Here is a 22,897-nt window from a genome sequence, read left to right as displayed (position 1 = left end):
ACGCAGCATGGCGCGGGCATGTAACCTTCGATCTGGTTCAAATTACCTGCCGAGTCATGGCACACTGCCGCTTTTGCATCTCTAAGGAACAGAAATGGCGTTGATCGAATGTTTTGAGTGCAAGCAACGCATCAGCTCCACGGCGCCTGCTTGCATTCATTGCGGTGCACCTGCGGTGGCAGAAGCCGCCACGTCGACGGCAACGCAGGCGCCTCTTTCTTTCGGACGTTTACCGACCAATGAGAGCGTACCCAGGGTGACCCCGGCCGCTTTCGGGCGCAGACGTAAAGCCGAAGTCGAGGCAGAGATCCCGGCACCGGCACCCGGTGGGCCGCGTCCAGTGGAACTCTGGCTGAAACTGATGATTTTCTTTCTGCCGCCGTTTTTTGTCTGGTTCCTGCTGCGTCGTGGGCATTCGCTGGGACAGCGCTTGCTGGGCTTTGGCTGGCTGGCCCTGATGATTCTTTTGTCCAAGGCCTGAGCCGATCAGCTCTCGACCAGATTCTGTGGCGAACCGGCCGCCCAGGCCGCGATGTTCTGCAGGGTGGTCGCGGCAATCGCGCCCAGGGCTTCGCGGGTGAGGAAGGCCTGGTGCGCCGTGATGATGACATTCGGAAAGGTCAGCAGGCGCGCCAGCACATCGTCCTGCAGCGGCAAGTCGGAGCGATCCTCGAAAAACAGCTGCGCCTCCTCTTCATAAACATCCAGCCCCAGATAGCCCAATTGGCCGTCCTTCAATGCATCGATCAGCGCCGGGGTGTCCACCAGACCGCCGCGCCCGGTGTTGATCAACATCGCACCGGGCTGCATGTGCGCCAGCGATTCGCTGTTGATCAAGTGTTTGCTCTGTTCGTTGAGCGGGCAATGCAGGCTGATGATCTGCGACTCGGCCAGCAGTTGCGGCAAGCTGAGGTAGCGCGCGCCGAGCGCTTCGACCTGCGGGTTCGGGTAAGGATCACAGGCCAGCAACTGGCAGCCGAAGCCGTTCATGATTTTTGCGAAGGTCGCGCCGATCTGCCCGGTGCCGACGACGCCGACGGTCTTGCCCACGAGGTCGAAACCGGTCAGCCCGTGCAGGCTGAAATCCCCCTCGCGAGTTCGGTTGTAGGCACGGTGCAGGCGGCGATTAAGCGCCAGAATCAGCGCCACCGCATGTTCGGCCACCGCGTGAGGCGAGTAAGCCGGAACCCGCACAATCGAAAGTCCCAGGCGCTTCGCTACCGCCAGATCGACATGGTTATAACCGGCCGAGCGCAGGGCAATCAGGCGTGTGCCACCCGCGGCCAGACGCTCGAGTACCGGAGCACTGAGGTCATCATTGATGAAGGCACAAACCACTTCGTGATGCTCCGCCAGCGCCACCGTGTCGAGGCTTAGTCGCGTCGGCTGGAAATGCAGCTCGATGCCGGAGGGCAGGTCGGTACTCAGAAAACTGTCGCGGTCGTAGGTCTGGCTGCTGAAAAGAATCGTGCGCATGCTGTCCCCCTGGAAGTTACCTGCTACACAGAATGCATTTGAGCTTAGCCTTCAAGGCGCGCAGCGTTATTGCGCTGCATCAGGCATTGATACGCGCATGGGCCGCCAGGCGATTGATGGCTCGTTCGAGCTCTTCCAGCGCGCCGGGGGCTTTTGCGTCCTGTTGCTTGAGCAGGGTTTCACTGCGCTGGCAGGCGGCGCGCAGTTGCGGAACGCCGCAATAACGGGTCGCCCCATGCAGGCGATGGACTCGCTCGATCAGCGCATTCTGGTCGTTGGCTTCACGAGCGACGCGGATGGCCTCGCGGTCGGCCTCCAGGGAGGCCAGCAGCATTGCCAGCATGTCCGCCGCCAGATCGGCTTTGCCGGCCGCCAGGCGCAGGCCTTCTTCGTGATCGAGCACCTGCAAATCATTACCGTTGTTGCTTTCGCTGGAACGCTCCGGCCCCAGATTACGCAACGCCAGGCCGGTCCATTTCAACACTACCTGCGCCAGTTGCCGTTCGCTGATGGGTTTGGTCAGGTAGTCATCCATGCCGCTTTGCAGCAACGCGCGTTTTTCGTTGGCCATCGCGTGGGCGGTAAGGGCAACGATCGGCAGTGGCGTGCAATGCCGCTCGCTTTCCCACTGGCGAATGGTTTCGGTGCTCTGTCGGCCGTCCATACCGGGCATCTGCACGTCCATCAGCACCAAGTCGAAGGTCTCGTTTTGCACAGCCTTGACCGCGGCGTAACCGCTTTCCACCGCGAGCACCTTGGCGCCCATGTCTTCGAGCAGGGTTTGTACCAGCAGCAGATTGGCCGGGTTGTCATCGACGCAAAGGACTTTCGGCGCGCGGCTGGAAACCGGCTCGCCGGGGTCGCTGCGCTGCTGGCGCGGGTTGACCATATCGGACAGGGCCCGGCGCAGTTTGCGCGTGCAGGCTGGTTTGGACTGCAGCTGGCTGTGGGGGTTGGGCACCGAGAGGTGGAACAGCGTCAGTTCGGTGGTCGGGCAGAGCACCAACACTCGACAACCCAGGTGTTCGAGATCCCAGATATGTTGGTTGAGGCGCTCCGGCGGCATGTCGTTGCTGGTGATGCCGAGCACTGCCAGACCGATGGCCTGATCGGTCTGATGGGCACCGGTCACGCCATTGGCCAAGCTTTCCAGGGTGTTGAATGGCGTAACTACCAGACCGCAGTCTTCCAGTTGATGCTGCAAGGCCTGACGGGCCAGTTCATGGTTTTCCAGGACTGCCACCCGATGCCCGAGCAAGGGTGGGCCGGGCAAGTCTTCGGCGTCGTCGCGAGCTTTGGGCAGGCTCAGGCTGATCCAGAATTCCGAACCTTCACCCGGTGTGCTGTCGACGCCGATCTCGCCGCCCATCTGTTCGATCAGGCGTTTGGAAATCACCAGCCCCAAGCCGGTGCCGCCAGGTTGTCGGGACAGCGAGTTATCGGCCTGGCTGAAGGCCTGGAACAAGGCGCGCACGTCCTGGTTCGACAGACCGATGCCGGTGTCCTGAATGCTGATGCGCAGTTGCACGCTGTCTTCATGCTCTTCTTCGAGCATGGCCCGGGCGACGATGGTGCCTTCGCGGGTGAACTTGATCGCGTTGCTCACAAGGTTGGTGAGAATCTGCTTGAGTCGCAGCGGATCGCCTACCAGCGACAGTGGCGTATCGCGATAAACCAGGCTCACCAGCTCAAGCTCTTTGGCGTGGGCAGCCGGGGCAAGGATGTTCAAGGTGTCTTGCAGCAGGTCGCGCAGGTTGAACGGAATATGGTCGAGCACCAGTTTGCCGGCCTCGATTTTCGAGAAGTCGAGAATCTCGTTGATAATCCCCAGCAAGCTGTCGGCGGATTTTTCGATGGTGCCCAGGTAATCGAGCTGGCGCGGCGTTAGTTCGCTTTTTTGCAGCAAATGCGTGAAGCCGAGAATGCCGTTGAGCGGTGTGCGGATTTCGTGGCTCATGTTGGCCAGGAATTCGGATTTGATCCGACTCGCTTCGAGGGCTTCCTTGCGCGCCAGGTCGAGCTCGATGTTCTGGATTTCGATGGTTTCCAGGTTCTGACGCACGTCTTCGGTGGCCTGGTCGACGCTGTTTTGCAATTCTTCCTGAGCGTTCTGCAGGGTCCCGGCCATGCGGTTGATGCCGGACGCCAGTTCATCCAGCTCATGGCTGCCGAGGGGTGGCAGGCGGGTTTCCAGATGACCGTCCTTGAGCTGTGCCACGGCTTGTTTGATCTGGCTCAATGGCCGGTTGATCGTCCGGCCCATGCGCAACGCGAGCAGCGCCGCACCGACCAGGCCTCCGCCGATCAGCAGCAGGCTGGCGAACAGGCTACGGTAGCCGCGCAGCAACATGCCGTTGTGGGACAACTCGAGTTCAACCCAGCCCAGCAGGCGGTCGGCTTCATCGGGGATCAGGTCGCCGGCCAGGTTGCGGTGCTTGCCGAACACCGGCAGCAGGTAGCGCGTGGCGTCATTGCCACTGCGGCGCAGCAGCTGTGAACCGTTGCCCAAAGGGGCCTGATTGAGCATGGTCGGGCCGGCATGGGCCAGCAGCGTGCGATCGGGGGCGAGGAAAGTCACCGCGCGCACGTCGGTTTGTTCCAGGAACTGGGTGGCGATGCGTTCCAGCAGTTCGTTGTCTTTGCGACCCATGGCCGGGGCCACCAGCGGTGCCAGCTGTTCGGTAATCATTTCGCCGCGCTGCATGAGCTGGGATTGCAGGTCCGATTGCTGCATCCAGGTAAAATAGCCGCCCAGAACCAGTGCCATCAGGGTGGTCGGTAACAGGGTCAGCAACAGCACGCGGCCTTTAATTCCCAGTTTCTTGAGCACGCATCTCTCCCGCATCCAGCTGTTTATTGACCTGCACATGCGTCCGGCACGCGCCACCTGCGCAGTGTAGCGATTTGCATGCGGGCAATCTTCGTAAAATTGATGTCGTCATTCGTCGGCTAGTTCAGTGCTGACGCCATCACGGCAAGCCCGTTACCCACAGTTGATGTGTGTCTGCCGCAAATTGTGTGATCAATCCAAATCCTGTGGGAGGCGGGCCTGCCCGCGAAGAGGCCCTCATATTCAACACAAACCCACCCTTATTCCCATTAGCCATAAGCCCCTTACTTTGCGTGATATGGCCTGCGCACGTTTGCCGGTATGATAGGCGCCCCCGCAGTCTGGATTGCGAATACGCCATGACCTTGCAGTACCCAACCATCGCCGATTGCGTCGGCAACACTCCGCTGGTCCGTTTGCAGCGCCTGCCTGGCGCCACCAGCAACACCCTTTTGCTCAAGCTCGAAGGGAACAACCCGGCGGGTTCGGTCAAAGACCGTCCGGCGCTGTCGATGATCACCCGCGCCGAACTGCGCGGGCAGATCCACGCCGGCGATACGCTGATCGAAGCGACCTCGGGCAACACCGGGATCGCCTTGGCGATGGCTGCCGCGATCAAGGGTTACAAGATGATCCTGATCATGCCGGACAACTCCAGCGCCGAGCGTAAAGCCGCCATGACGGCCTATGGCGCCGAGCTGATTCTGGTCAGCCAGGAAGAAGGCATGGAAGGCGCTCGCGACCTCGCCCAGCGAATGGAAGCCGAAGGCCGCGGCAAGGTGCTGGATCAGTTCGCCAACGGTGACAACCCCGAGGCGCACTACACCACCACCGGTCCGGAAATCTGGCGTCAGACCGAAGGCACCATCACTCATTTCGTCAGTTCGATGGGCACCACTGGCACCATCATGGGCGTTTCGCGCTACTTGAAAGAGCAGAACGACAACGTGCAGATCATCGGCCTGCAACCGATGGAAGGTTCGGCGATTCCGGGCATCCGTCGTTGGCCGCAGGAATACCTGCCGAAGATCTACCAGGCCGAGCGCGTGGACCGGATCGTCGACATGGCGCAAAGCGAAGCCGAAGACGTGACCCGTCGTCTGGCGCGCGAAGAAGGCATCTTCTGCGGCGTGTCCTCGGGCGGTGCCGTGGCGGCGATGCTGCGTCTGTCCAAAGAAGTTGAAAACGCAGTGATCGTCGCGATCATCTGCGACCGTGGCGACCGTTACTTGTCGACCGGCATTTTCGACGCGCCCAACTGATGGCCAAGCAAGAGAGAGGCCTGCGCTTCCAGCCCACGGGCGGCAGCAAGGCCCCGCAAGTCCCGACCGGCAAAAAGCAGCGCTTGACCATCGAGCGCCTGGCCAATGACGGTCGCGGTATCGCGTTTTTCGAAGGTCGCACCTGGTTCGTCATCGGCGCATTGGCCGGTGAAGAAGTCGAGGCGCGGGTCTTGGGTGCCCACGGCAAAGTGGTCGAGGCGCGCACCGAGCGCGTGTTCCAGGCCAGTGAATTGCGCCGCCCGGCACCGTGCGCTCATGCCGCTCGCTGCGGCGGTTGCAGCGTGCAGCATTTGCCCCACAACGAACAGCTCGCCCTGAAACAGCGCATGCTCGCCGAGCAATTGTCGCGGGTTGCCGGTGTCGAACCTGAAGAGTGGGCAGCGCCGTTGAGCGGTCCGGAATTCGGCTACCGTCGTCGCGCCCGAGTGGCGGTGCGTTGGGACATGAAAGCGAAAAAACTCGAAGTCGGCTTCCGCGCTGCCAGCAGTCAGGACATCGTCGCCATCAACGAATGCCCGGTGCTGGTACAGCCCTTGCAACCGATCATGAGCCGCTTGCCGGAGATGCTGCGGCGCTTGAGCAAACCTCAGGCGCTGGGGCATGTGGAGTTGTTCAGCGGTTCGTCATTGGCGGTATTGCTACGGCACATGGCGCCGTTGTCCGAAGCCGACATGACCATTCTCAAGGAATTCTGCGCGTTCCATGAAGCCCAGTTGTGGCTGCATGGCGACGGCGAGCCGCAACCGGTCGAAGCCGATCAGTCGCTGGGCTATCGTCTTGAACAGTGGGACTTGAACCTGGCGTATCGGCCGGGAGATTTCATCCAGGTCAACGCCGGGGTCAACGAAGCGATGGTCGCCCAGGCCTTGGCGTGGTTGGCGCCGAAATCTGATGAGCGGGTTCTGGACCTGTTTTGTGGGTTGGGCAACTTTGCCTTGCCGCTGGCCAAAACCGTTCGCGAAGTGGTGGCGGTGGAGGGCGTGCAGGCGATGGTCGAGCGTGCCGCCGCGAATGCTGTCAGCAATAATCTGCATAACGCGAAGTTTTTTCAGGCTGATTTATCCCAGCCTTTGGCCGATGCCGAATGGGCCGATGAAGGCTTTTGTGCGGTACTCTTGGACCCACCTCGCGACGGCGCTTTCGAGGTGGTGCGCAAGCTTGCGTCCCTGGGCGCCAAACGATTGGTGTATGTGTCGTGCAACCCTGCAACGCTGGCGCGCGACACAGTCGAATTGATCAAGCAGGGCTACCGGTTAAAACGTGCCGGGATTCTCGATATGTTTCCTCAGACGGCACATGTCGAGGCCATGGCGTTATTTGAAGCGAGCTAGGACGGCTCGTCTGGTCCGACTGACCCGCTCGTGCAAAGCGCATTCGTCTTAGCCCCGCGAGTGCACACGGGCAGCAAAGGTCAGCGATTTGACGCATTGAATCTGCGTCGTAGGGAAGGTAAAGCAAGATGGTACAGGTGAGAGCACACCAGCCGATCAACACTGACGGCAGTATCAACCTCGAGGCTTGGCTCGATCATGCGGTCAGTGTCGATGCGGCACTGGATCGCGAAGCCTTGAAGGAAGCCTGCGAGTTCGCTCGCGAGGCCGAACAACAAGCCAATGCGGCGAAGAATCTGTGGTCCGAAGGGACCTCGAGTTTCCGCACGGGCCTTGAGATCGCCGAGATTCTCGCTGACCTCAAACTCGATCAGGATTCGTTGGTTGCAGCGGTGCTGTACCGCGGCGTGCGCGAAGGCCAGATCCAGTTGCCGGCAGTCAGCCAGCGCTTCGGTCCGGTGGTCGCCAAACTCATCGACGGCGTGTTACGCATGGCGGCGATCAGCGCCAGCCTGAGCCCCCGTCAATCGCTGGTGCTGGGCACTCAGGGCCAGGTCGAGAACCTGCGCAAAATGCTCGTGGCCATGGTCGACGACGTGCGCGTCGCGCTGATCAAACTGGCTGAGCGCACCTGTGCGATCCGCGCGGTGAAAACCGCCGACGACGAGAAGCGCAACCGCGTCGCCCGTGAAGTCTTCGACATTTACGCGCCGCTCGCCCACCGCCTCGGCATCGGTCATATCAAGTGGGAGCTGGAGGACTTGTCCTTCCGTTACCTCGAGCCCGACCAGTACAAGCAGATCGCCAAGTTGCTCCATGAGCGACGGCTGGATCGCGAGCGCTTTATCGCCGACGTGATGACCCAACTCAAAGACGAGTTGCAGGCCACCGGCGTCGATGCCGACATCAGCGGCCGCGCCAAACACATCTATTCGATCTGGCGCAAAATGCAGCGCAAGGGTCTGGAATTCAGCCAGATCTACGACGTGCGCGCCGTTCGCGTGCTGGTGCCGGAGATGCGCGATTGCTACACCGCGCTCGGCATCGTCCACACGCTGTGGCGGCACATCCCGAAAGAGTTCGACGACTACATCGCCAACCCGAAAGAGAACGGCTACCGCTCGTTGCACACCGCGGTTATCGGCCCTGAAGGCAAGGTGCTGGAAGTGCAGATCCGCACCCACGCCATGCACGAAGAAGCCGAGCTGGGGGTTTGCGCGCACTGGAAGTACAAAGGCACCGACGTCAAGTCCGGCTCGAACCACTACGAAGAGAAAATTTCCTGGCTGCGTCAGGTTCTCGAGTGGCACGAAGAGCTGGGTGATATTGGTGGCCTTGCCGAACAGCTGCGGGTCGATATTGAGCCGGACCGGGTCTACATCTTTACCCCGGACGGTCACGCCATCGACTTGCCGAAGGGCGCGACACCGCTGGACTTTGCCTACCGCGTGCACACCGAAATCGGTCACAACTGCCGCGGCGCCAAGATCAACGGGCGCATCGTGCCGCTCAACTACAGCCTGCAAACCGGTGAACAGGTCGAGATTATCACCAGCAAGCACGGCACGCCGAGCCGCGACTGGCTGAACCCGAACCTGGGTTACATCACCACGTCGCGGGCACGGGCGAAGATCGTTCACTGGTTCAAATTGCAGGCGCGCGATCAGAACGTCGCGGCCGGCAAGACCTTGCTCGAGCGAGAACTCAATCGCCTCGGCCTGCCGCAGGTGGACTTCGACAAGTTGGCCGAGAAGGCCAACATGAAGACCGCCGAGGACATGTTCGCCGCATTGGGCGCAGGCGATTTGCGCCTGGCGCAACTGGTGAATCTGGCGCAGCAACTGGTCGAGCCGGAACGCGGCAACGAACAGCTGGAACTGATCCCGCGCAAAGCCACCGGCTACAAACCGGGCAAGCGTGGCGACATTCAGATCCAGGGTGTCGGCAACCTGATGACCCAAATGGCTGGCTGCTGCCAGCCGCTGCCGGGGGATGCGATCGTCGGTTACATCACCCAGGGCCGTGGCGTGAGCATTCACCGTCAGGACTGCGCCTCGGTGCTGCAACTGGCCGGGCGCGAGCCGGAGCGGATCATCCAGGTCAGCTGGGGCCCCGTGCCGGTGCTCACCTATCCGGTGGACATCATCATTCGCGCCTACGACCGTTCCGGCCTGCTGCGTGACGTGTCGCAGGTGCTGCTCAACGAGCGGATCAACGTGCTGGCGGTCAACACCCGTTCGAACAAAGAGGACAACACGGCGTTGATGTCCCTGACCATCGAAATTCCGGGGCTGGATGCGCTGGGACGGTTGCTGGGGCGGATTTCCCAGTTGCCGAACATCATCGAAACCCGCCGTAACCGCACACCGTGAGAGACCTGCACGGAAATTGATGGTGACACCTGTAGGAGCGAGGCTTGCCCGCGAAGGCGGCATTCCTGACACACCGCCTTCGCGGGCAAGCCTCGCTCCTACAAGTGAAGTGTGTAGAGATTAATGAAAGATGTATTCACTTGAAGATCTGTTGCACCTGATGAGCCGTCTGCGCGACCCGCAGTACGGCTGCCCGTGGGATATCAAGCAAACCTACGCGACCATCGTCCCGCACACCCTGGAAGAAGCCTACGAAGTCGCCGACGCCATCGAGCGCGGGGACTTCGATCATTTGCAGGGTGAGTTGGGCGACTTGTTGTTCCAGGTGGTTTATTACAGCCAATTGGCCCGGGAAGAAGGGCGTTTCGAGTTCGATGGTGTGGTCGACAGCATCACGCGCAAGCTGATCCGCCGTCATCCTCACGTGTTCCCCACCGGTGATCTGTATGCGTCGCAGGACATCCCGCGTTTGAATGAAGAGCAGGTCAAGCAACGCTGGGAAGAGATCAAGGCTGAAGAACGCGCCGAGAAGTCTTCGGCGCCGCAGCAGTTGTCCTTGCTCGACGACGTGCCTGCCGCGTTGCCGGCGCTGTCCCGTTCGGCAAAGCTGCAGAAGCGCGCAGGGCAGGTCGGTTTCGACTGGCCGGACGCCTTGCCGGTGCTCGACAAGGTGCGCGAAGAGCTCGATGAAGTGCTCGAAGCCATGGCCGACAATGACTCGGCAGCGATTGCCGATGAAGTCGGCGACCTGCTGTTTTCCGTGGTCAATCTGGCGCGACACCTCAAGGTCGATCCGGAAACGGCACTGCGTAGCGCGAACTCAAAGTTTGAAAGACGCTTCCGATTTATCGAACAGGCATTGCGCGACACCCACCGTCCCATAGAAGATTGCACCCTCGAAGAGTTGGACGCCTTGTGGGGCGAAGCCAAACGTCAGGAAAAGAATTTGCCCAGCTGCGGTTGAGCAGTTGCCTAAGTGAGAAATAAGCACCATGAGCATTTCCCTTCGCGACCAGTTGCTCAAAGCAGGGCTGGTCAATCAAAAGCAGGCCAAACAGGTCGGCAAAGAGAAGCAGAAGCAGCAACGTCTGGCCCACAAAGGCCAGATTGAACTCGATGACTCCCAGCAGCGTGCCGCTCAGGAAGCCATGGCCGAGAAGGTCAAGCGCGACCAGGAGCTGAACCGCCAGCAGCAGGAGAAGGCAGAAGCGAAGGCCCGCGCCGCCCAGGTCAAGCAATTGATTGAAGTCTCGCGCCTGCCCAAGCTGACCACCGAGGATTACTACAACTTCGTCGACGACAAGAAGGTCAAGCGCATCTCCGTCAACACGCTGATGCGCAACAAGCTCAGCAGCGGTTCGCTGGCGATCGTGCATCATGCCGGCGGTTACGAAGTGATCCCTCGTGAAGCGGCCCTGAAGATTCAGGAGCGCGATCCACAACGCATCGTGCAGTTGAATGTGAAGACAGAAGAAGTCAGCGCCGAAGACGATCCGTATGCGGCCTATCAGATCCCTGACGATCTGATGTGGTAAGCCGTTAGAAGCTGCAACAACGACAAACCCCGCTCATGGCGGGGTTTGTCGTTTTCAATGCTATGAATTATGCAGAGCGTGCTTCGCGCTGCTGTTCCAGTGTTTCCAGTTCGGCCTTGTACTTGTGGGCTTCGGTCTCGGAGTGGAACATCCCGACCAGCAGGTCTTGTTGATGTACATCCCAGATGCGGATACCGGCGGCGATGCCTTCATGGGACATATGTGAATCGTCGCGTTCAGTTACTTTTACAGTCATCTGCTAGCTCCAATCTCTGTTATCTGCAGCAAGGCGTGTGCAGGCCTTTGTTATATATTTTGTTAGCTGGCTAAGTAAACGACAGAGTTCGGTAGCGAATTTTTGCGAAATTCGCAAAAAGTCCTGCAGCCCGCGAAATACGCGGCATTCAGTCGCAGGCCATTGAGTTTCATGACAAATGTTTCATGTTCGAGAGTATGAAAATCACGGTTCGAGCCCGATGGATTGAACACTGCTGAACCTGTGGGAGCTGGCTTGTCGGATCGCCGCACCGCTGCGATGACGTCGGCACAGCAAACATGGATGTTGCCTGACACACCGCTATCGCAGGCAAGCCAGCTCCCACAGGTTTTGTGCCATGCCCGAGTAATTATTTCAGAGGCAAAAAAAACGCCCCGAACCAGTCGGGGCGTTTTTGTTTACGGCGAAGCGGCGGGGGTATTACTTACCCTGCCAGCGCTTCAGTACCAGCGTGGCGTTGGTGCCACCGAAGCCGAAGCTGTTGCTCATCACGGTGTTGATGGCGGCGTCTTCGCGAGTCTTGGTCAGGATTGGCATGTCTGCCACTTCCGGGTCCAGTTCGTCGATGTTGGCGGAACCCGCCATGAAGTTGCCTTCCATCATCAGCAGGCAGTAGATCGCTTCGTGAACGCCGGCGGCGCCCAGGGAGTGACCCGACAGGCTCTTGGTGGAGCTGATGGCCGGGGCCTTGTCACCGAACACTTCACGCACACCTTTCATTTCCATGGCATCGCCGACCGGAGTCGAGGTGCCGTGGGTGTTCAGGTAGTCGATCGGGGTGTCGACGGTGGCCATGGCCATCTGCATGCAGCGGATGGCGCCTTCGCCGCTTGGAGCGACCATGTCGTAGCCGTCAGAGGTCGCGCCGTAGCCAACGATTTCCGCGTAGATCTTCGCGCCGCGGGCCAGGGCGTGTTCCAGCTCTTCGACCACGACCATGCCGCCACCGCCGGCGATGACGAAACCGTCACGCTTGGCGTCGTAGGCACGGGAAGCTTTTTCCGGGGTTTCGTTGTACTGGCTGGACAGTGCGCCCATGGCGTCGAACAGGAACGATTGGCTCCAGTGTTCTTCTTCACCGCCACCGGCGAACACGATGTCCTGTTTGCCCAACTGGATCTGCTCCACAGCGTTACCGATGCAGTGAGCACTGGTGGCGCACGCGGAGGAGATCGAGTAGTTCACGCCCTTGATCTTGAACGGCGTGGCCAGGCAAGCCGAAACGGTGCTGCCCATGGTCCGCGTGACGCGGTACGGGCCGACGCGCTTGACGCCTTTCTCGCGCAGGATGTCCAGCGCTTCCATCTGGTTCAAGGTCGACGCGCCACCGGAACCGGCGATCAGGCCGGTACGCACGTTGGAAACCTGCTCTTCGGTCAGGCCGGAGTCTGCGATGGCGTCTTTCATGGCCAGATAGGCGTAAGCCGCCGCGTGGCCGACGAAGCGAAAAATCTTGCGATCGATCAGCTCTTCGAGGGGAAGGTCAATGGAGCCGGAAACCTGGCTACGCAGACCCATTTCAGCATATTCCGGGTTGAACCGGATGCCAGGGCGGCTTGCACGCAGGTTAGCGGAGACGGTCTCTTTGTCATTGCCCAGGCACGAAACGATGCCCAGACCAGTGATAACGACGCGGCGCATGCGGATAACCCTTAGAAGTTGTCAGTGGAGGTGAAAACGCCGACCCGAAGGCCTTCGGCGGTATAGATTTCGCGGCCGTCGACGGTCACCGAACCATCGGCAATGGCCATGTTCAGCTTGCCCTTCAGGACGCGTTTGATATGGATGTTATAGGTGACTTTCTTGGCGGTCGGCAGTACCTGGCCAAAGAATTTCACTTCGCCCGAACCCAAGGCGCGTCCGCGGCCCGGCAGACCTTGCCAGCCGAGGAAGAAACCGACCAGTTGCCACATGGCATCGAGGCCCAGGCAGCCCGGCATTACCGGATCACCTTCGAAGTGGCAGGCGAAGAACCACAGGTCTGGAGTGATATCCAGCTCGGCGACCAATTCACCCTTGCCGTACTTGCCACCCTCTTCGCTGATATGGGTGATGCGATCGACCATCAGCATGTTCGGGGCGGGCAGTTGCGCGTTACCTGGGCCGAACAACTCACCACGACTGCAGCGCAGCAGGTCTTCCCGAGTAAAGGCGTTTTGTTTGGTCATGCGAGCTCCTCAATAGTCCATGCGGCAGGGTGGGGCGAATCTTCCCGGCCGATCGAAGCGTTCATGCCTCGAGTCAGCAGCCTACTCATAGACTATTGCGTTGTGGTGAAAGTCACAGCACCAAGGACATGAATGTACACTTGTGCACTGAAATTATTATTCAAGCCCCTTTTCGGGCCTGTTCGGGTGCCTAAGACTGCCGCACTTTCGTCTTTCACGCCAGTCGCAGATAGCCGAAAGGCCTGTACTACTGCACCCAACGCTGCAGAATTTGCTGCAGATCCGTGCGTTTGAAGGGCTTGGCCAGGTAATCGTTCATTCCCGCCGATAAACAGGCTTCGCGGTCGCCCTGCAAGGCATTGGCCGTCAGCGCGATGATCGGCACGTCAGCACAGCCGGGTAGTTGGCGAATCTGTCGGGTGGCTTCGTAACCGTCGATGACCGGCAGTCGGCAGTCCATCAGAATCGCGTCGAAAGTCCGGCTCTCGGCGCTACGCACCGCTTGTGCACCATCGGTGACGACGCTGACAGTAAAGCCCAGACTGCGCAACATTGCTTCGACAACGGTGCGATTGACCGCGTTGTCCTCCACCAGCAGCACATCGCGACCTTCGCCGTGGTCATTGCCGGTATGTCCTCGTGGCGTCAACGCTGGCAATGGCTGCTTATACAGAGCCAAAGGGATTTCCAGGGTGAACACCGAGCCAACGCCTTCTTCGCTCTGAGCACGCAAGGTGCCGCCCATCCGCTCAGCCAGAGTGCGGGCAATCGGCAGCCCCAGTCCGGTGCCGCCGTAACGTCTTGAAATAGAACTGTCGGCCTGCTGGAACGCGTTGAACATTAACTCCAGGCTTGCGGGCGGGATGCCGATTCCGCTGTCGCGCACGGTGCAGGTGAACCACAGCAGTTCGTGATCCAGGGACTGCCATTGCGGTTCGATCGTGACGCGGCCCCGTTCGGTGAATTTCAGCGCATTGCCGACCAGATTGACCAGAATCTGCCGGATCCGCGTCGGATCGCCCTGAACCTGCAGGATGCGCATGTCCTCGGGTATCCGCAGTTGCAAGTCGAGCCCGCGTTGCACCGCGCTGTGCTGGAACGACTGGGCACAACTGCCGATCAGGTCCGCGAGGTTGAACGGAATATGCTCCAGCTCCAGTTCCGAACGCTCGATGCGCGAGAAATCGAGAATGTCGTTGATCACTTTGAGCAGGTGCTCGGTGGATTCCGAGGCCAGCGCCGCGTACTCGATCTGCTCCTCGGTCATCTCGGTGGTTTCCAGTAGTTGCAGCATGCCGAGCACGCCATTCATCGGCGTGCGCAATTCGTGACTCATCATCGCGAGGAAATCGGATTTGGCGTTGTTGGCCTTTTCCGCTTCCTCGCGGGTCTGGATCAATTGCGCCATGGCCTGATGCTGTTCGCGACTGGCTTGCTCAAGGCCTTGGGCAAGGTTGTTGATGTGCTGCGACAGGGCGCCCAGTTCAGTGTCGTCGACAATCGGCAGGGGCGTTTTGTAGTCGCCCTTCTGGATCGCCTTGACGGCGTTGCCGATGTCGTGGATCGGTTGCGACAGGCTGCCGGCCAGGCGTCGAGCCAGCAAAAACGTAAACAGCAGAGCGAACAAGGCAAGGATCCCGGCCTTGAAGAGGATTTCCTGCTGGCGTTGGTTGAAGGCGTCATTGGACAGGCCGACGATCACCCGGCCCAGATAATCCTCGCCCGGCGCACTGGCGGCGGTACGGCTGTTCTGAAAAAAGTCATTGTTGAGCGCGATGCGTTGCAGGCGCACCGGTGCCTGGAACACTTCGACCTGATGCGAGCGGTTGTGGGCTTCCGACGGTTGCTCGACGTACACCAGAATCCGGTTGGCTCTGTCCTGTACTTCCAGAAAGCGTACGTTGGGCGTCGCCAGGGTGGCCTTGAGCAAACTTTCAAGCACCTCTTTGTTACCCGAAATGACCCCGTACTCGGTGGCCGGCGCCAGTTGATTGGCGATCAGCTGACCGGTGTGATTGAGTTCCTGGCGCAGGTCCTGGATTCGCACGAAGGTGAAAAAACTGATCAGCAGCAACGTCAGCAGCAGGGCCGGGCCGAGGCTGATGATCTGGGTGCGGGTATTGATGTCCCAACCGCGACGGAAGGTCATGGGCGGCGTTCTCCTTCGGCCAGCTGTGTTGCGACAGAGGCTTCATTCATCGGTTCAATACTGAGTGAACGAGCCACTTGCGGGTTGCTCAAGACCTTGAAGTGTTGCGGATACAGTGCGCGCGGCCAGGTGCTCGAGGGGCGGTCGAGCAGCTCGTCGAGAATCTTCAGCCAATCGTTCTGGTCGCTGTAAGTACTGGCCAGACTGCCGGCCCTGACAAAGGCTGCGTTGGGACCGATCAGCGCCAGTTGCCGCGCATAGCTGCTGAGCAGCAGGTTTTTCACGGTTTTCGGGTTGTACAGATCAGGGTCGTCCAGGCCCAGCAGCACATCACTGTTTTTCAGCAGGGCCTGCAAGGGACGGCTGTCATTGGTGTTATCCCAACGCTCGGTGACCACTTCAAGGCCCAGGGGCAGGGCGGCCTGACGCACTTCTTTCAACAAAAATTCGCTGTGGCTGTCGACAAGCACGCCGACCCGCCGGGCCTCAGGCAGGAGCAGTCGGGTCAGGCGCAACTGTCGGTCCAGCGGCGGATCACTCCAGAGCAGGCTGAGGTGCGGGGGCATTTCATTGCCCAAGCGTTGGCGGGCTTGCAGGCGGCTGATGCGCAGCACCAGTGTTGCCGGGCCCTGGGCGTCTTGCAGGCGCCAGTCGAGGCTGGTCAAGTCGAGCAGAACCAGACGGGTGTCGACGGGCAGTTGGCCTGGCGCCGGCAGGCTGGCGACAGGCTGGAAGCGCACGCTGTCGGTGGGGCGCAACTCGCTGAGGGCCTGAACGAAAGACTGCACGCCGGCACCGTCCTCGGCGCCGGTCAGCAGAATGTCAGCGGCCCGTGCCGGCAGATTGCACAGCAGCCCGGTAAACACCAGGCACAACCCGGCCAGCAGGCGGCCAAGGGTTGGCGTCTTCGGTGACGGGCGATGCTGCATCTTAGAACTCCAGCTCCGCGCTGAAGTAGAGCACCCGGCGATCGTCGTAGTTGTTGTCGACGAAGGTGGTGGGTTGATTGTCGAGGCGTTGCTGGAGGACCCCGGCCAGTTCCAGATTGGCCTTGCCTAAACCGATGCGTTTGGCGATGCGGGTGTCGATCCGTTCGAAGCGGTAACCGTTGAGGGCGTCGGCACCATAGTAGAAGAGCGCGCTGTTCCAGCCCTGGCCCCAATTGCGTAGCCAACCGGCGGAGCCGCTGTTGCGCGCAGTCTGTTGTGCATCCAGCGGGTTGCTGGCTTCGGCGTCGACATAGGCATAAGTCAGGCGCAGACGATCGGCGCTGCTGACGCGCCAATCCAGCTGGGTTTCAGTTCCAGTGAAGCGCGAGCTGTTCGAGTTGCTGGCGATGTACTGGTTGTTGCGCAGTGGTTCGCTGATCATGCCGGTGATTTCGTCGTAGAACAGCTTCACGTCGACCGCCAGCCCCCACTCTGCGAAGTAGCCGTTGTAGCCCAATTCCCGGGAGCGCATGCGTTCCTGTTCGAGGTCACCCGGGCCACGGGTCTTGACGAAATAGCGGGCGCTGGACTGGCCGTAGGCACTGGGCTTCAGGTTGGTCACCTGATAACTCCAGTTGACGTTGTTCTCGAACATGTCCGGCGAGCGGATGGCTTCCGAATACACCGCGCGCAAGCCGTGGCGCGGGTTAATCAGGTAATTGACCGCCACCCGTGGGGTCAGCGAGTTACCGGTCAATTGCGTGTCTTCGAACATCGCCCCGCCCTGCAGCAACCAGTGTTCGGTGGCGCGCCACTCGAGTTGGCCGAACGCCCGCCAGGTGGTGTCGTCGAGCGTGCCATTGAAGTAGGTCTCGGAATTGGCCCGGTCGTAACGATAGTTCATGCCACTGACCAGCCGCAGACTGTCGGACAGGCTGAGCGTGTCTTGCAGTTCGAGGTCGTAGCGCGATTCCCGGGCGCTCTGGTCGATGTCGCCGCAGAGGGTTTGCCGGGCGCCATTTCGCCATTGATCCAGCACCTGATTGCCCAATGCCTGTTCGGCCGGTGTGCCTGCCGGTGCACCTAAGCTGGTAAAGCGCACCATGTTGCGCGCCAGGCGTTCGGTGTAATTCGGATTGAGTTGCCAGAGCTCGGTCAGTTCCGGGCTGAATGAGATCTCGGCATCGCAGGCACGCCAGGTTTGCTGGCGATCCCAGTGTTGCGCCGAGCCTTGAATATAAAGGCTGTGATCGGGATTGATGTCCAGATTCCAGCGCAGCGAGCCGGCATAGTCCTTGGCAATGACGTCGGAATTGTTCCCGGCGGCAGTAATCCCTGAAAATACCGGACGGTAGGTATAGGGCCGCTGGTTGGTCCCGTCCTTGGCATTCAGTTGCAAGTCGATGCTCTGGTTTTCATTGAGCGTCTGGCTGACGGCGAGGCTGAAGCGGTTCAAGCGACGACTGTCGCGGTAATCGGCGCCGGTGCGGTCCGAGTCGAAGCCATCGTCTTGCTGGCCGGACAGCGAAAGGCGTAAGTCGCCGCTGTCCCAACCCATGCCCTGGCTGGCGTAGAAATCATTGATACCGCGCTGGCCACGGGTGACTTTCAGTCGCGTGCCGTGGCTGTCGGCCGGTTTGCGGGTGATGATATTGACCACCGCCATCAGCGCGTTGGCGCCGTAGCTGACGGTGTTCGGGCCACGGAAAACCTCGATGCGCTCGATGTCTTCCATGGCCACCGGAATATCACTCCAGTCCACCGTGGCCAGGCCTGCGCGATACACCGAACGGCCGTCGATCAACACTTGCATGCGCCGCGCTTCGCTGGCATTGGTGCCGTGGTAGTTCACCGCCGCCTGATTGCCGCTGATATTACCGACCATCATCCCCGGCACCAGCCGCAGCAACTCGCTGATGTCCCGCGCGCCGCTGGCATTGATCAGTTCGCTGTCGATCACCGTCATGCTCCCCGGCACGGCCGCAGGCGACTGCTTCAAGCGCGTCGCCGTCAGCACTTGCGGCAACGGATCATTGTCGAGGAACAGGTCGTCGGCCAGCAATGGCGAGCTGAAGATCAGCGCCAATACCAGCGGCGAGCGAGGACGGGGAAAGCCAAAAGACACGGTACGGCCTTGATAGCGATTAGTTGGCGCGCATGTTAACCGAGCGCAAAGACTTTTCCAGTCACGTTATGGGCATTTTCCTCGGTTTTCTTGGTCTTCTTCCTACAAGTGTCGGTAATTGATGCTGGGGCTGGCCGCGACCGGGCCGCTCCGTATAATGCCGGCATCGCCACTGGTATGGATTAACGGATTGCATATGACTGATCAGCGCCCAATTGCGGTCCTGGGAGGCGGAAGTTTTGGTACCGCCGTGGCTAATCTGCTGGCCGAGAATGGGCATCAGGTCCGGCTGTGGATGCGCGACCCCGAACAGGCCGAGGCCATTCGGGTCAATCGTGAGAACCCGCGTTACCTCAAAGGCATTAAGATTCTTCCGGCGGTGGAGGCGGTCACGGACCTGCAAGCCACCCTGGAGGCCTGCGACCTGTGCTTCGTCGCGCTGCCATCCAGCGCGCTGCGCTCGGTATTGGTCCCTCACGCCGAACGTTTGAGCGGCAAACTGCTGGTGAGCCTGACCAAAGGCATCGAAGCCCATACGTTCAAGCTGATGAGCGAGATCCTCGAAGAAATTGCCCCGCAAGCGCGCATCGGCGTGCTGTCGGGCCCGAATCTGGCCCGTGAAATCGCCGAGCATGCGCTGACCGCCACCGTGGTCGCCAGCGAAGACGAAGCGCTTTGCCAACAGGTTCAGGAAGCGCTGCATGGCCGGACCTTTCGCGTGTACGCCAGCGCCGACCGCTTTGGCGTGGAGCTGGGCGGGGCGCTGAAAAACGTCTACGCAATCATCGCCGGCATGGCGGTGGCGTTGGGCATGGGTGAAAACACCAAGAGCATGCTGATCACCCGGGCACTGGCGGAAATGACCCGCTTCGCGGTGAATCAGGGCGCCAACCCGATGACTTTCCTCGGTCTGGCGGGTGTCGGCGATTTGATCGTCACCTGTTCGTCGCCGAAAAGCCGCAACTATCAGGTCGGGTTTGCCCTTGGCCAAGGCTTGAGCCTGGAAGACGCGGTGACGCGCCTGGGCGAAGTCGCCGAAGGCGTGAACACCCTTAAGGTGCTCAAGGCCAAGGCGCATGAAGCTGGCGTGTATATGCCATTGGTCGCCGGATTGCATGCGATTCTGTTCGAAGGCCGCACGCTTGAACAGGTGATCGCACTGCTGATGCGTGGCGAGCCGAAAACCGACGTCGACTTTATTTCAACCAGCGGTTTCAACTGAACCCTCTACTCAATAGGAACGGAGTGAGACATGAACGATCAGAAAGTAGAAGCCAAGTACGAATCCATCCTGCTGCGAGTGCTGTGGATGATTGTCTATGTGCTGGTCTGGCAAGTGGCGCAATTGATCCTCGGTGCGGTGGTATTTGTGCAGCTGATCTATCGTTTGATTTATGGCGCACCGAGCGCCAGCTTGATGAATTTCGGCGACAGCCTGAGCCAGTTTCTGGCGCAGATCGGTCGTTTCGGCAGCTTTCACAGCGACCAGAAGCCCTGGCCGTTCGCCGACTGGCCGACGCCGCGTACACCGGAAGGTGAAGCTCCGCACGTTGTGGCGCCAGCACCGCATCCGGCCCGAGATGAGGAGCCAAAACTATGAAACTCTGGGTATTGCGTCATGGCGAAGCCGAACCTCACGGTACTCGTCCGGACTCCGAGCGGGCATTGACCGCCCACGGCCGTGAAGAGGTGTTGCGTGCTGCGGCCCAATTGATCGGCCAGCCGCTCACCGCCATTTATGCCAGTCCTTTCTTGCGAGCGCAGGAGACCGCTTTGCTGGTGCGTGAGGCTCTGGGTTTCGAGCCAGAGATCCGCACCGTCGAATGGCTGACCCCGGATACTGATCCGGACAAGGTGGCGGAGCAGCTTGTATCGGTGAGTGACGTCCTGCTGGTCAGTCACAATCCGCTGGTGGGCAACCTGCTGAGCTATCTGCAGCACGGCGCTGGCTATCCACCGGAAAAAGTCAGCACCGCCGGCCTGGCCGAGCTGGAGAACAATGAACTGCTGATCGGGTCGATGAGGCTCAACGGCATCAAGCACCCTTGACCGTTTTTTGTGGGAGCGTGGCTTGCCCGCGATGCAGACACCATGGTGTATCGGTGAAACCGCGTTGATACCATCGCGGGCAAGCCACGCTCCCACAGGGGCGGCGGCATTCTTGTTTTTTGTGTGAAATAGTCAACCAAGCACTTGCTTGGTTGACTACGCTTGCTCCAGACAAAAAATAAAGGAGCAAGTCGCATGTCTGCTGCTTCCCGTTTGCCATTGGACGCCTTCTACGAGCGTGAAGCCCGTCATCCCCGCCAGCGCTTTCTGGTTCAGCCGACGGGGGGCGGCCAGGTCGAGACGCTGACCTGGGCCGACGTCGGCCATCAGGCGCGCTGTGCCGCCCACTGGTTGCGGGCTCGCGAATTGCCACAAGGCAGCCACATCGCGCTGATCTCGAAAAACTGCGCCCACTGGATCATCGCCGACCTGGCGATCTGGATGGCCGGGCATGTCTCGGTGCCGCTGTATCCCAATCTGACCGCCGATTCCGTGGCCCAGGTGCTCGATCACTCCGAAGCCGCGCTGGTGTTCATTGGCAAGCTGGATGACTGGCCGGGCATGTCCGCCGGGGTCAGATCCGACCTGCCGACCATCAGCCTGCCGCTGTGCCCGGCTGGCACTTTCGATTTCAGCTGGGCCGATCTGCAGCGCAGTTCGCCGATTCAGGACGACCCCAAACCCGCCGCCGATCAATTGGCGACCATCATTTACACCTCCGGCACCACGGGCCAACCGAAAGGCGTGATGCACAGTTTCGGCACCTTGGGCTTTGCCACCACTCGCGGCACGCAGTTATTCGGCCTGAATGAGTCGGATCGCCTGCTTTCCTACCTGCCGCTGTGCCACGTCGCCGAGCGGATGTTCGTCGAGTTGGCGTCGATCTACACCGGGCAAACAGTTTTTTTTGCCGAGAGCCTCGACACCTTTCTCAACGATTTGCAGCGTGCCCGGCCGACGGCGCTGTTCGGTGTGCCGCGGATCTGGACCAAATTCCAGATGGGCGTCTACAGCAAAATCCCGGAAAAGCGCCTCGACTTCCTGCTCGGCTTGCCCTTCATCGGCAAACGGGTAGGGCACAAAGTCCTCGCCGGGCTGGGGCTGGACGCCTTGCGCATCGCCTTGTCCGGCGCTGCGCCCGTGCCACAGACCTTGCTGCTCTGGTACCAAAAACTGGGGCTGGATGTGCTGGAGGTGTACGGCATGACCGAAAGTTGCGGTTATTCCCACATCGGCCTGCCGGGTCAGAACAAACCCGGCTGGATCGGTAAGCCATGTCCGGAAGTCGAAGTGTGCATCGAACCGTCTGGTGAAGTACTGGTGCGCAGCGGCGCGACCATGCTCGGCTATTTCAAGGAACCCGGGAAAACCGCCGAAGCCATCACCGAAGACGGTTTCCTGCGCACCGGTGACAAGGGCGAGGAAGACGCCGAAGGCAACCTGCGCCTGACCGGGCGATTGAAGGAAATCTTCAAAACCAGCAAAGGCAAATACGTTGCCCCGGCACCGATTGAAAATCGCCTGGCGGTGCATACGCGGATCGAACAAGTGTGCGTGGTTGGCGATGGGCTGAGCGCACCACTGGGGTTGTGCGTGTTGTCGGCGGTCGGTCAGCAGGACGCGAAGGGATCGGCCCGGGCGGGTTTGCATTCAAGCCTGGAAAAACTGCTGGAGGAGGTCAACGGCGTTCTCGACAGGCATGAGCGCTTGCGTCGATTGGTGGTGGTCAAGGACAGTTGGGCAGTGGAGAACGGCTTCCTGACACCGACCCTGAAGATCAAGCGCAACATGATCGAAGCGGCTTACGGTGCTCGGTTTGCAGAATGGAGCGAGCGCAGCGAGGCGGTGCTGTGGCAGGATTGAGCCACGAACAACTCCAACAAAGGAACGTAACGATGAGTCTGTGGCGCACCACTCCCAACGTCGAGCAGTTGAACGCAATCCAGAAAAACACCATCGGCGAAGTGCTGGATATTCGCTTCGAAGCCTTCGATGACGAGTCCCTGACCGCGAGCATGGTCATCGACCACCGCACACACCAGCCCTATGGTTTGCTGCACGGCGGCGCCTCGGTGGTGCTGGCCGAAACCGTCGGCTCGATGGCTAGTTTCCTGTGCATCGACGCCAGCAAATTTTATTGCGTGGGCCTGGAAATCAACGCCAACCATTTGCGCGGCCTGCGCAGTGGGCGGGTGACGGCGGTGGCCAAGGCGATTCACATCGGGCGCACGACCCATGTCTGGGATATCCGTTTGAGCAGTGATGAAGGGAAGGCCAGTTGCGTGTCGCGGCTGACCATGGCAGTGGTGCCGGTGGGGGAGAATCCACCGGCGCGATGATTTAGAAGATCAAAAGATCGCAGCCTTCGGCAGC

General features: G+C 60.3%; 19 protein-coding genes. 11 read left to right on the top strand and 8 right to left on the bottom strand.

Annotated features, from left to right (window positions below; genetic code table 11):
- The first annotated feature begins 94 nt into the window (after positions 1-94).
- Entirely contained in the window at positions 95-481 is a 387-nt protein-coding gene (locus tag F6R97_RS09080; RefSeq protein ID WP_038979469.1) for a hypothetical protein, read from the top strand.
- A gap of 5 nt (positions 482-486) precedes the next feature.
- Here F6R97_RS09080 and F6R97_RS09075 read toward each other — a convergent pair whose 3' ends face one another.
- Positions 487-1,476 carry a 2-hydroxyacid dehydrogenase gene (locus F6R97_RS09075; RefSeq protein WP_048394222.1) on the bottom strand — a complete coding sequence of 330 codons (990 nt, stop codon included), beginning with the start codon at positions 1,474-1,476 and terminating at the stop codon, positions 487-489.
- 79 nt (positions 1,477-1,555) lie between these two features.
- A complete protein-coding gene (locus F6R97_RS09070; protein WP_038979471.1) occupies positions 1,556-4,306 on the bottom strand; it encodes a response regulator in 2,751 nt (916 codons plus the stop codon).
- A gap of 359 nt (positions 4,307-4,665) precedes the next feature.
- Between F6R97_RS09070 and cysM the strand changes: the two genes are divergently transcribed.
- The 5 genes from cysM to F6R97_RS09045 all read left to right on the top strand — a co-directional run bounded on the left by cysM (position 4,666) and on the right by F6R97_RS09045 (position 10,827).
- The gene (gene cysM, locus F6R97_RS09065; protein WP_007899067.1) at positions 4,666-5,568 is read left to right on the top strand and encodes a cysteine synthase CysM; all 903 of its coding nucleotides are present in this window, start codon (positions 4,666-4,668) and stop codon (positions 5,566-5,568) included.
- Entirely contained in the window at positions 5,568-6,920 is a 1,353-nt protein-coding gene (rlmD, locus tag F6R97_RS09060; protein WP_038979472.1) for a 23S rRNA (uracil(1939)-C(5))-methyltransferase RlmD, read from the top strand. The genes cysM and rlmD overlap by 1 nt, the downstream gene beginning before the upstream one ends.
- Positions 6,921-7,048: 128 nt before the next feature.
- A complete protein-coding gene (gene relA, locus F6R97_RS09055) occupies positions 7,049-9,292 on the top strand; it encodes a GTP diphosphokinase (protein ID WP_038979473.1) in 2,244 nt (747 codons plus the stop codon).
- Between the two features lie 130 nt (positions 9,293-9,422).
- Positions 9,423-10,256: a nucleoside triphosphate pyrophosphohydrolase gene (gene mazG / locus F6R97_RS09050; RefSeq protein WP_048394227.1), complete on the top strand. Its 834-nt coding sequence runs from the start codon at positions 9,423-9,425 to the stop codon at positions 10,254-10,256.
- 28 nt (positions 10,257-10,284) lie between these two features.
- Positions 10,285-10,827, top strand: coding sequence for a DUF2058 domain-containing protein (locus F6R97_RS09045; protein WP_007899055.1), 543 nt, complete (start codon positions 10,285-10,287; stop codon positions 10,825-10,827).
- A gap of 67 nt (positions 10,828-10,894) precedes the next feature.
- Here the strand turns inward: F6R97_RS09045 and F6R97_RS09040 are convergent, their stop codons facing one another.
- From F6R97_RS09040 to F6R97_RS09015, 6 genes are all read right to left on the bottom strand, one after another.
- Positions 10,895-11,083 (bottom strand): hypothetical protein, encoded by a 189-nt coding sequence (locus tag F6R97_RS09040; protein ID WP_008011665.1) that lies wholly within the window; start codon positions 11,081-11,083, stop codon positions 10,895-10,897.
- A 441-nt stretch (positions 11,084-11,524) separates the two neighbouring features.
- Entirely contained in the window at positions 11,525-12,745 is a 1,221-nt protein-coding gene (gene fabB / locus F6R97_RS09035; RefSeq protein ID WP_038979475.1) for a beta-ketoacyl-ACP synthase I, read from the bottom strand.
- An 11-nt stretch (positions 12,746-12,756) separates the two neighbouring features.
- Positions 12,757-13,272, bottom strand: a complete 516-nt coding sequence (gene fabA / locus F6R97_RS09030; protein ID WP_007899046.1) for a 3-hydroxyacyl-[acyl-carrier-protein] dehydratase FabA — start codon at positions 13,270-13,272, stop codon at positions 12,757-12,759.
- Positions 13,273-13,519: 247 nt separating this feature from the next.
- Positions 13,520-15,421: an ATP-binding protein gene (locus F6R97_RS09025; protein ID WP_038979476.1), complete on the bottom strand. Its 1,902-nt coding sequence runs from the start codon at positions 15,419-15,421 to the stop codon at positions 13,520-13,522.
- Positions 15,418-16,350 carry an ABC transporter substrate-binding protein gene (locus tag F6R97_RS09020; RefSeq protein WP_038979477.1) on the bottom strand — a complete coding sequence of 311 codons (933 nt, stop codon included), beginning with the start codon at positions 16,348-16,350 and terminating at the stop codon, positions 15,418-15,420. The genes F6R97_RS09025 and F6R97_RS09020 overlap by 4 nt, the downstream gene beginning before the upstream one ends.
- Before the next feature lies 1 nt (position 16,351).
- Entirely contained in the window at positions 16,352-18,475 is a 2,124-nt protein-coding gene (locus tag F6R97_RS09015; protein ID WP_038979478.1) for a TonB-dependent receptor plug domain-containing protein, read from the bottom strand.
- A gap of 196 nt (positions 18,476-18,671) precedes the next feature.
- Here F6R97_RS09015 and F6R97_RS09010 point away from each other — a divergent pair, with 196 nt between their 5' ends.
- The 5 genes from F6R97_RS09010 to F6R97_RS08990 all read left to right on the top strand — a co-directional run bounded on the left by F6R97_RS09010 (position 18,672) and on the right by F6R97_RS08990 (position 22,863).
- On the top strand, positions 18,672-19,697 hold the full coding sequence (locus F6R97_RS09010; RefSeq protein ID WP_038979479.1) for an NAD(P)H-dependent glycerol-3-phosphate dehydrogenase: 1,026 nt from the start codon (positions 18,672-18,674) through the stop codon (positions 19,695-19,697).
- Positions 19,698-19,727: 30 nt separating this feature from the next.
- On the top strand, positions 19,728-20,075 hold the full coding sequence (locus tag F6R97_RS09005) for a DUF4389 domain-containing protein (protein ID WP_038979480.1): 348 nt from the start codon (positions 19,728-19,730) through the stop codon (positions 20,073-20,075).
- Entirely contained in the window at positions 20,072-20,524 is a 453-nt protein-coding gene (gene sixA / locus F6R97_RS09000; RefSeq protein WP_038979481.1) for a phosphohistidine phosphatase SixA, read from the top strand. The genes F6R97_RS09005 and sixA overlap by 4 nt, the downstream gene beginning before the upstream one ends.
- A gap of 195 nt (positions 20,525-20,719) precedes the next feature.
- The gene (locus F6R97_RS08995; RefSeq protein WP_038979482.1) at positions 20,720-22,387 is read left to right on the top strand and encodes an AMP-binding protein; all 1,668 of its coding nucleotides are present in this window, start codon (positions 20,720-20,722) and stop codon (positions 22,385-22,387) included.
- A gap of 32 nt (positions 22,388-22,419) precedes the next feature.
- A complete protein-coding gene (locus tag F6R97_RS08990) occupies positions 22,420-22,863 on the top strand; it encodes a hotdog fold thioesterase (protein ID WP_038979483.1) in 444 nt (147 codons plus the stop codon).
- Positions 22,864-22,897 lie beyond the last annotated feature (34 nt).

Origin of the sequence: Pseudomonas sp. JV414 (genome assembly GCF_032424305.1) — a bacterium.
Taxonomy (GTDB): Bacteria; Pseudomonadota; Gammaproteobacteria; order Pseudomonadales; family Pseudomonadaceae; genus Aquipseudomonas; species Aquipseudomonas lini.
Note: the sequence above shows the minus strand (reverse complement) of the source record. Positions and strands in the feature narration are given on the sequence as shown.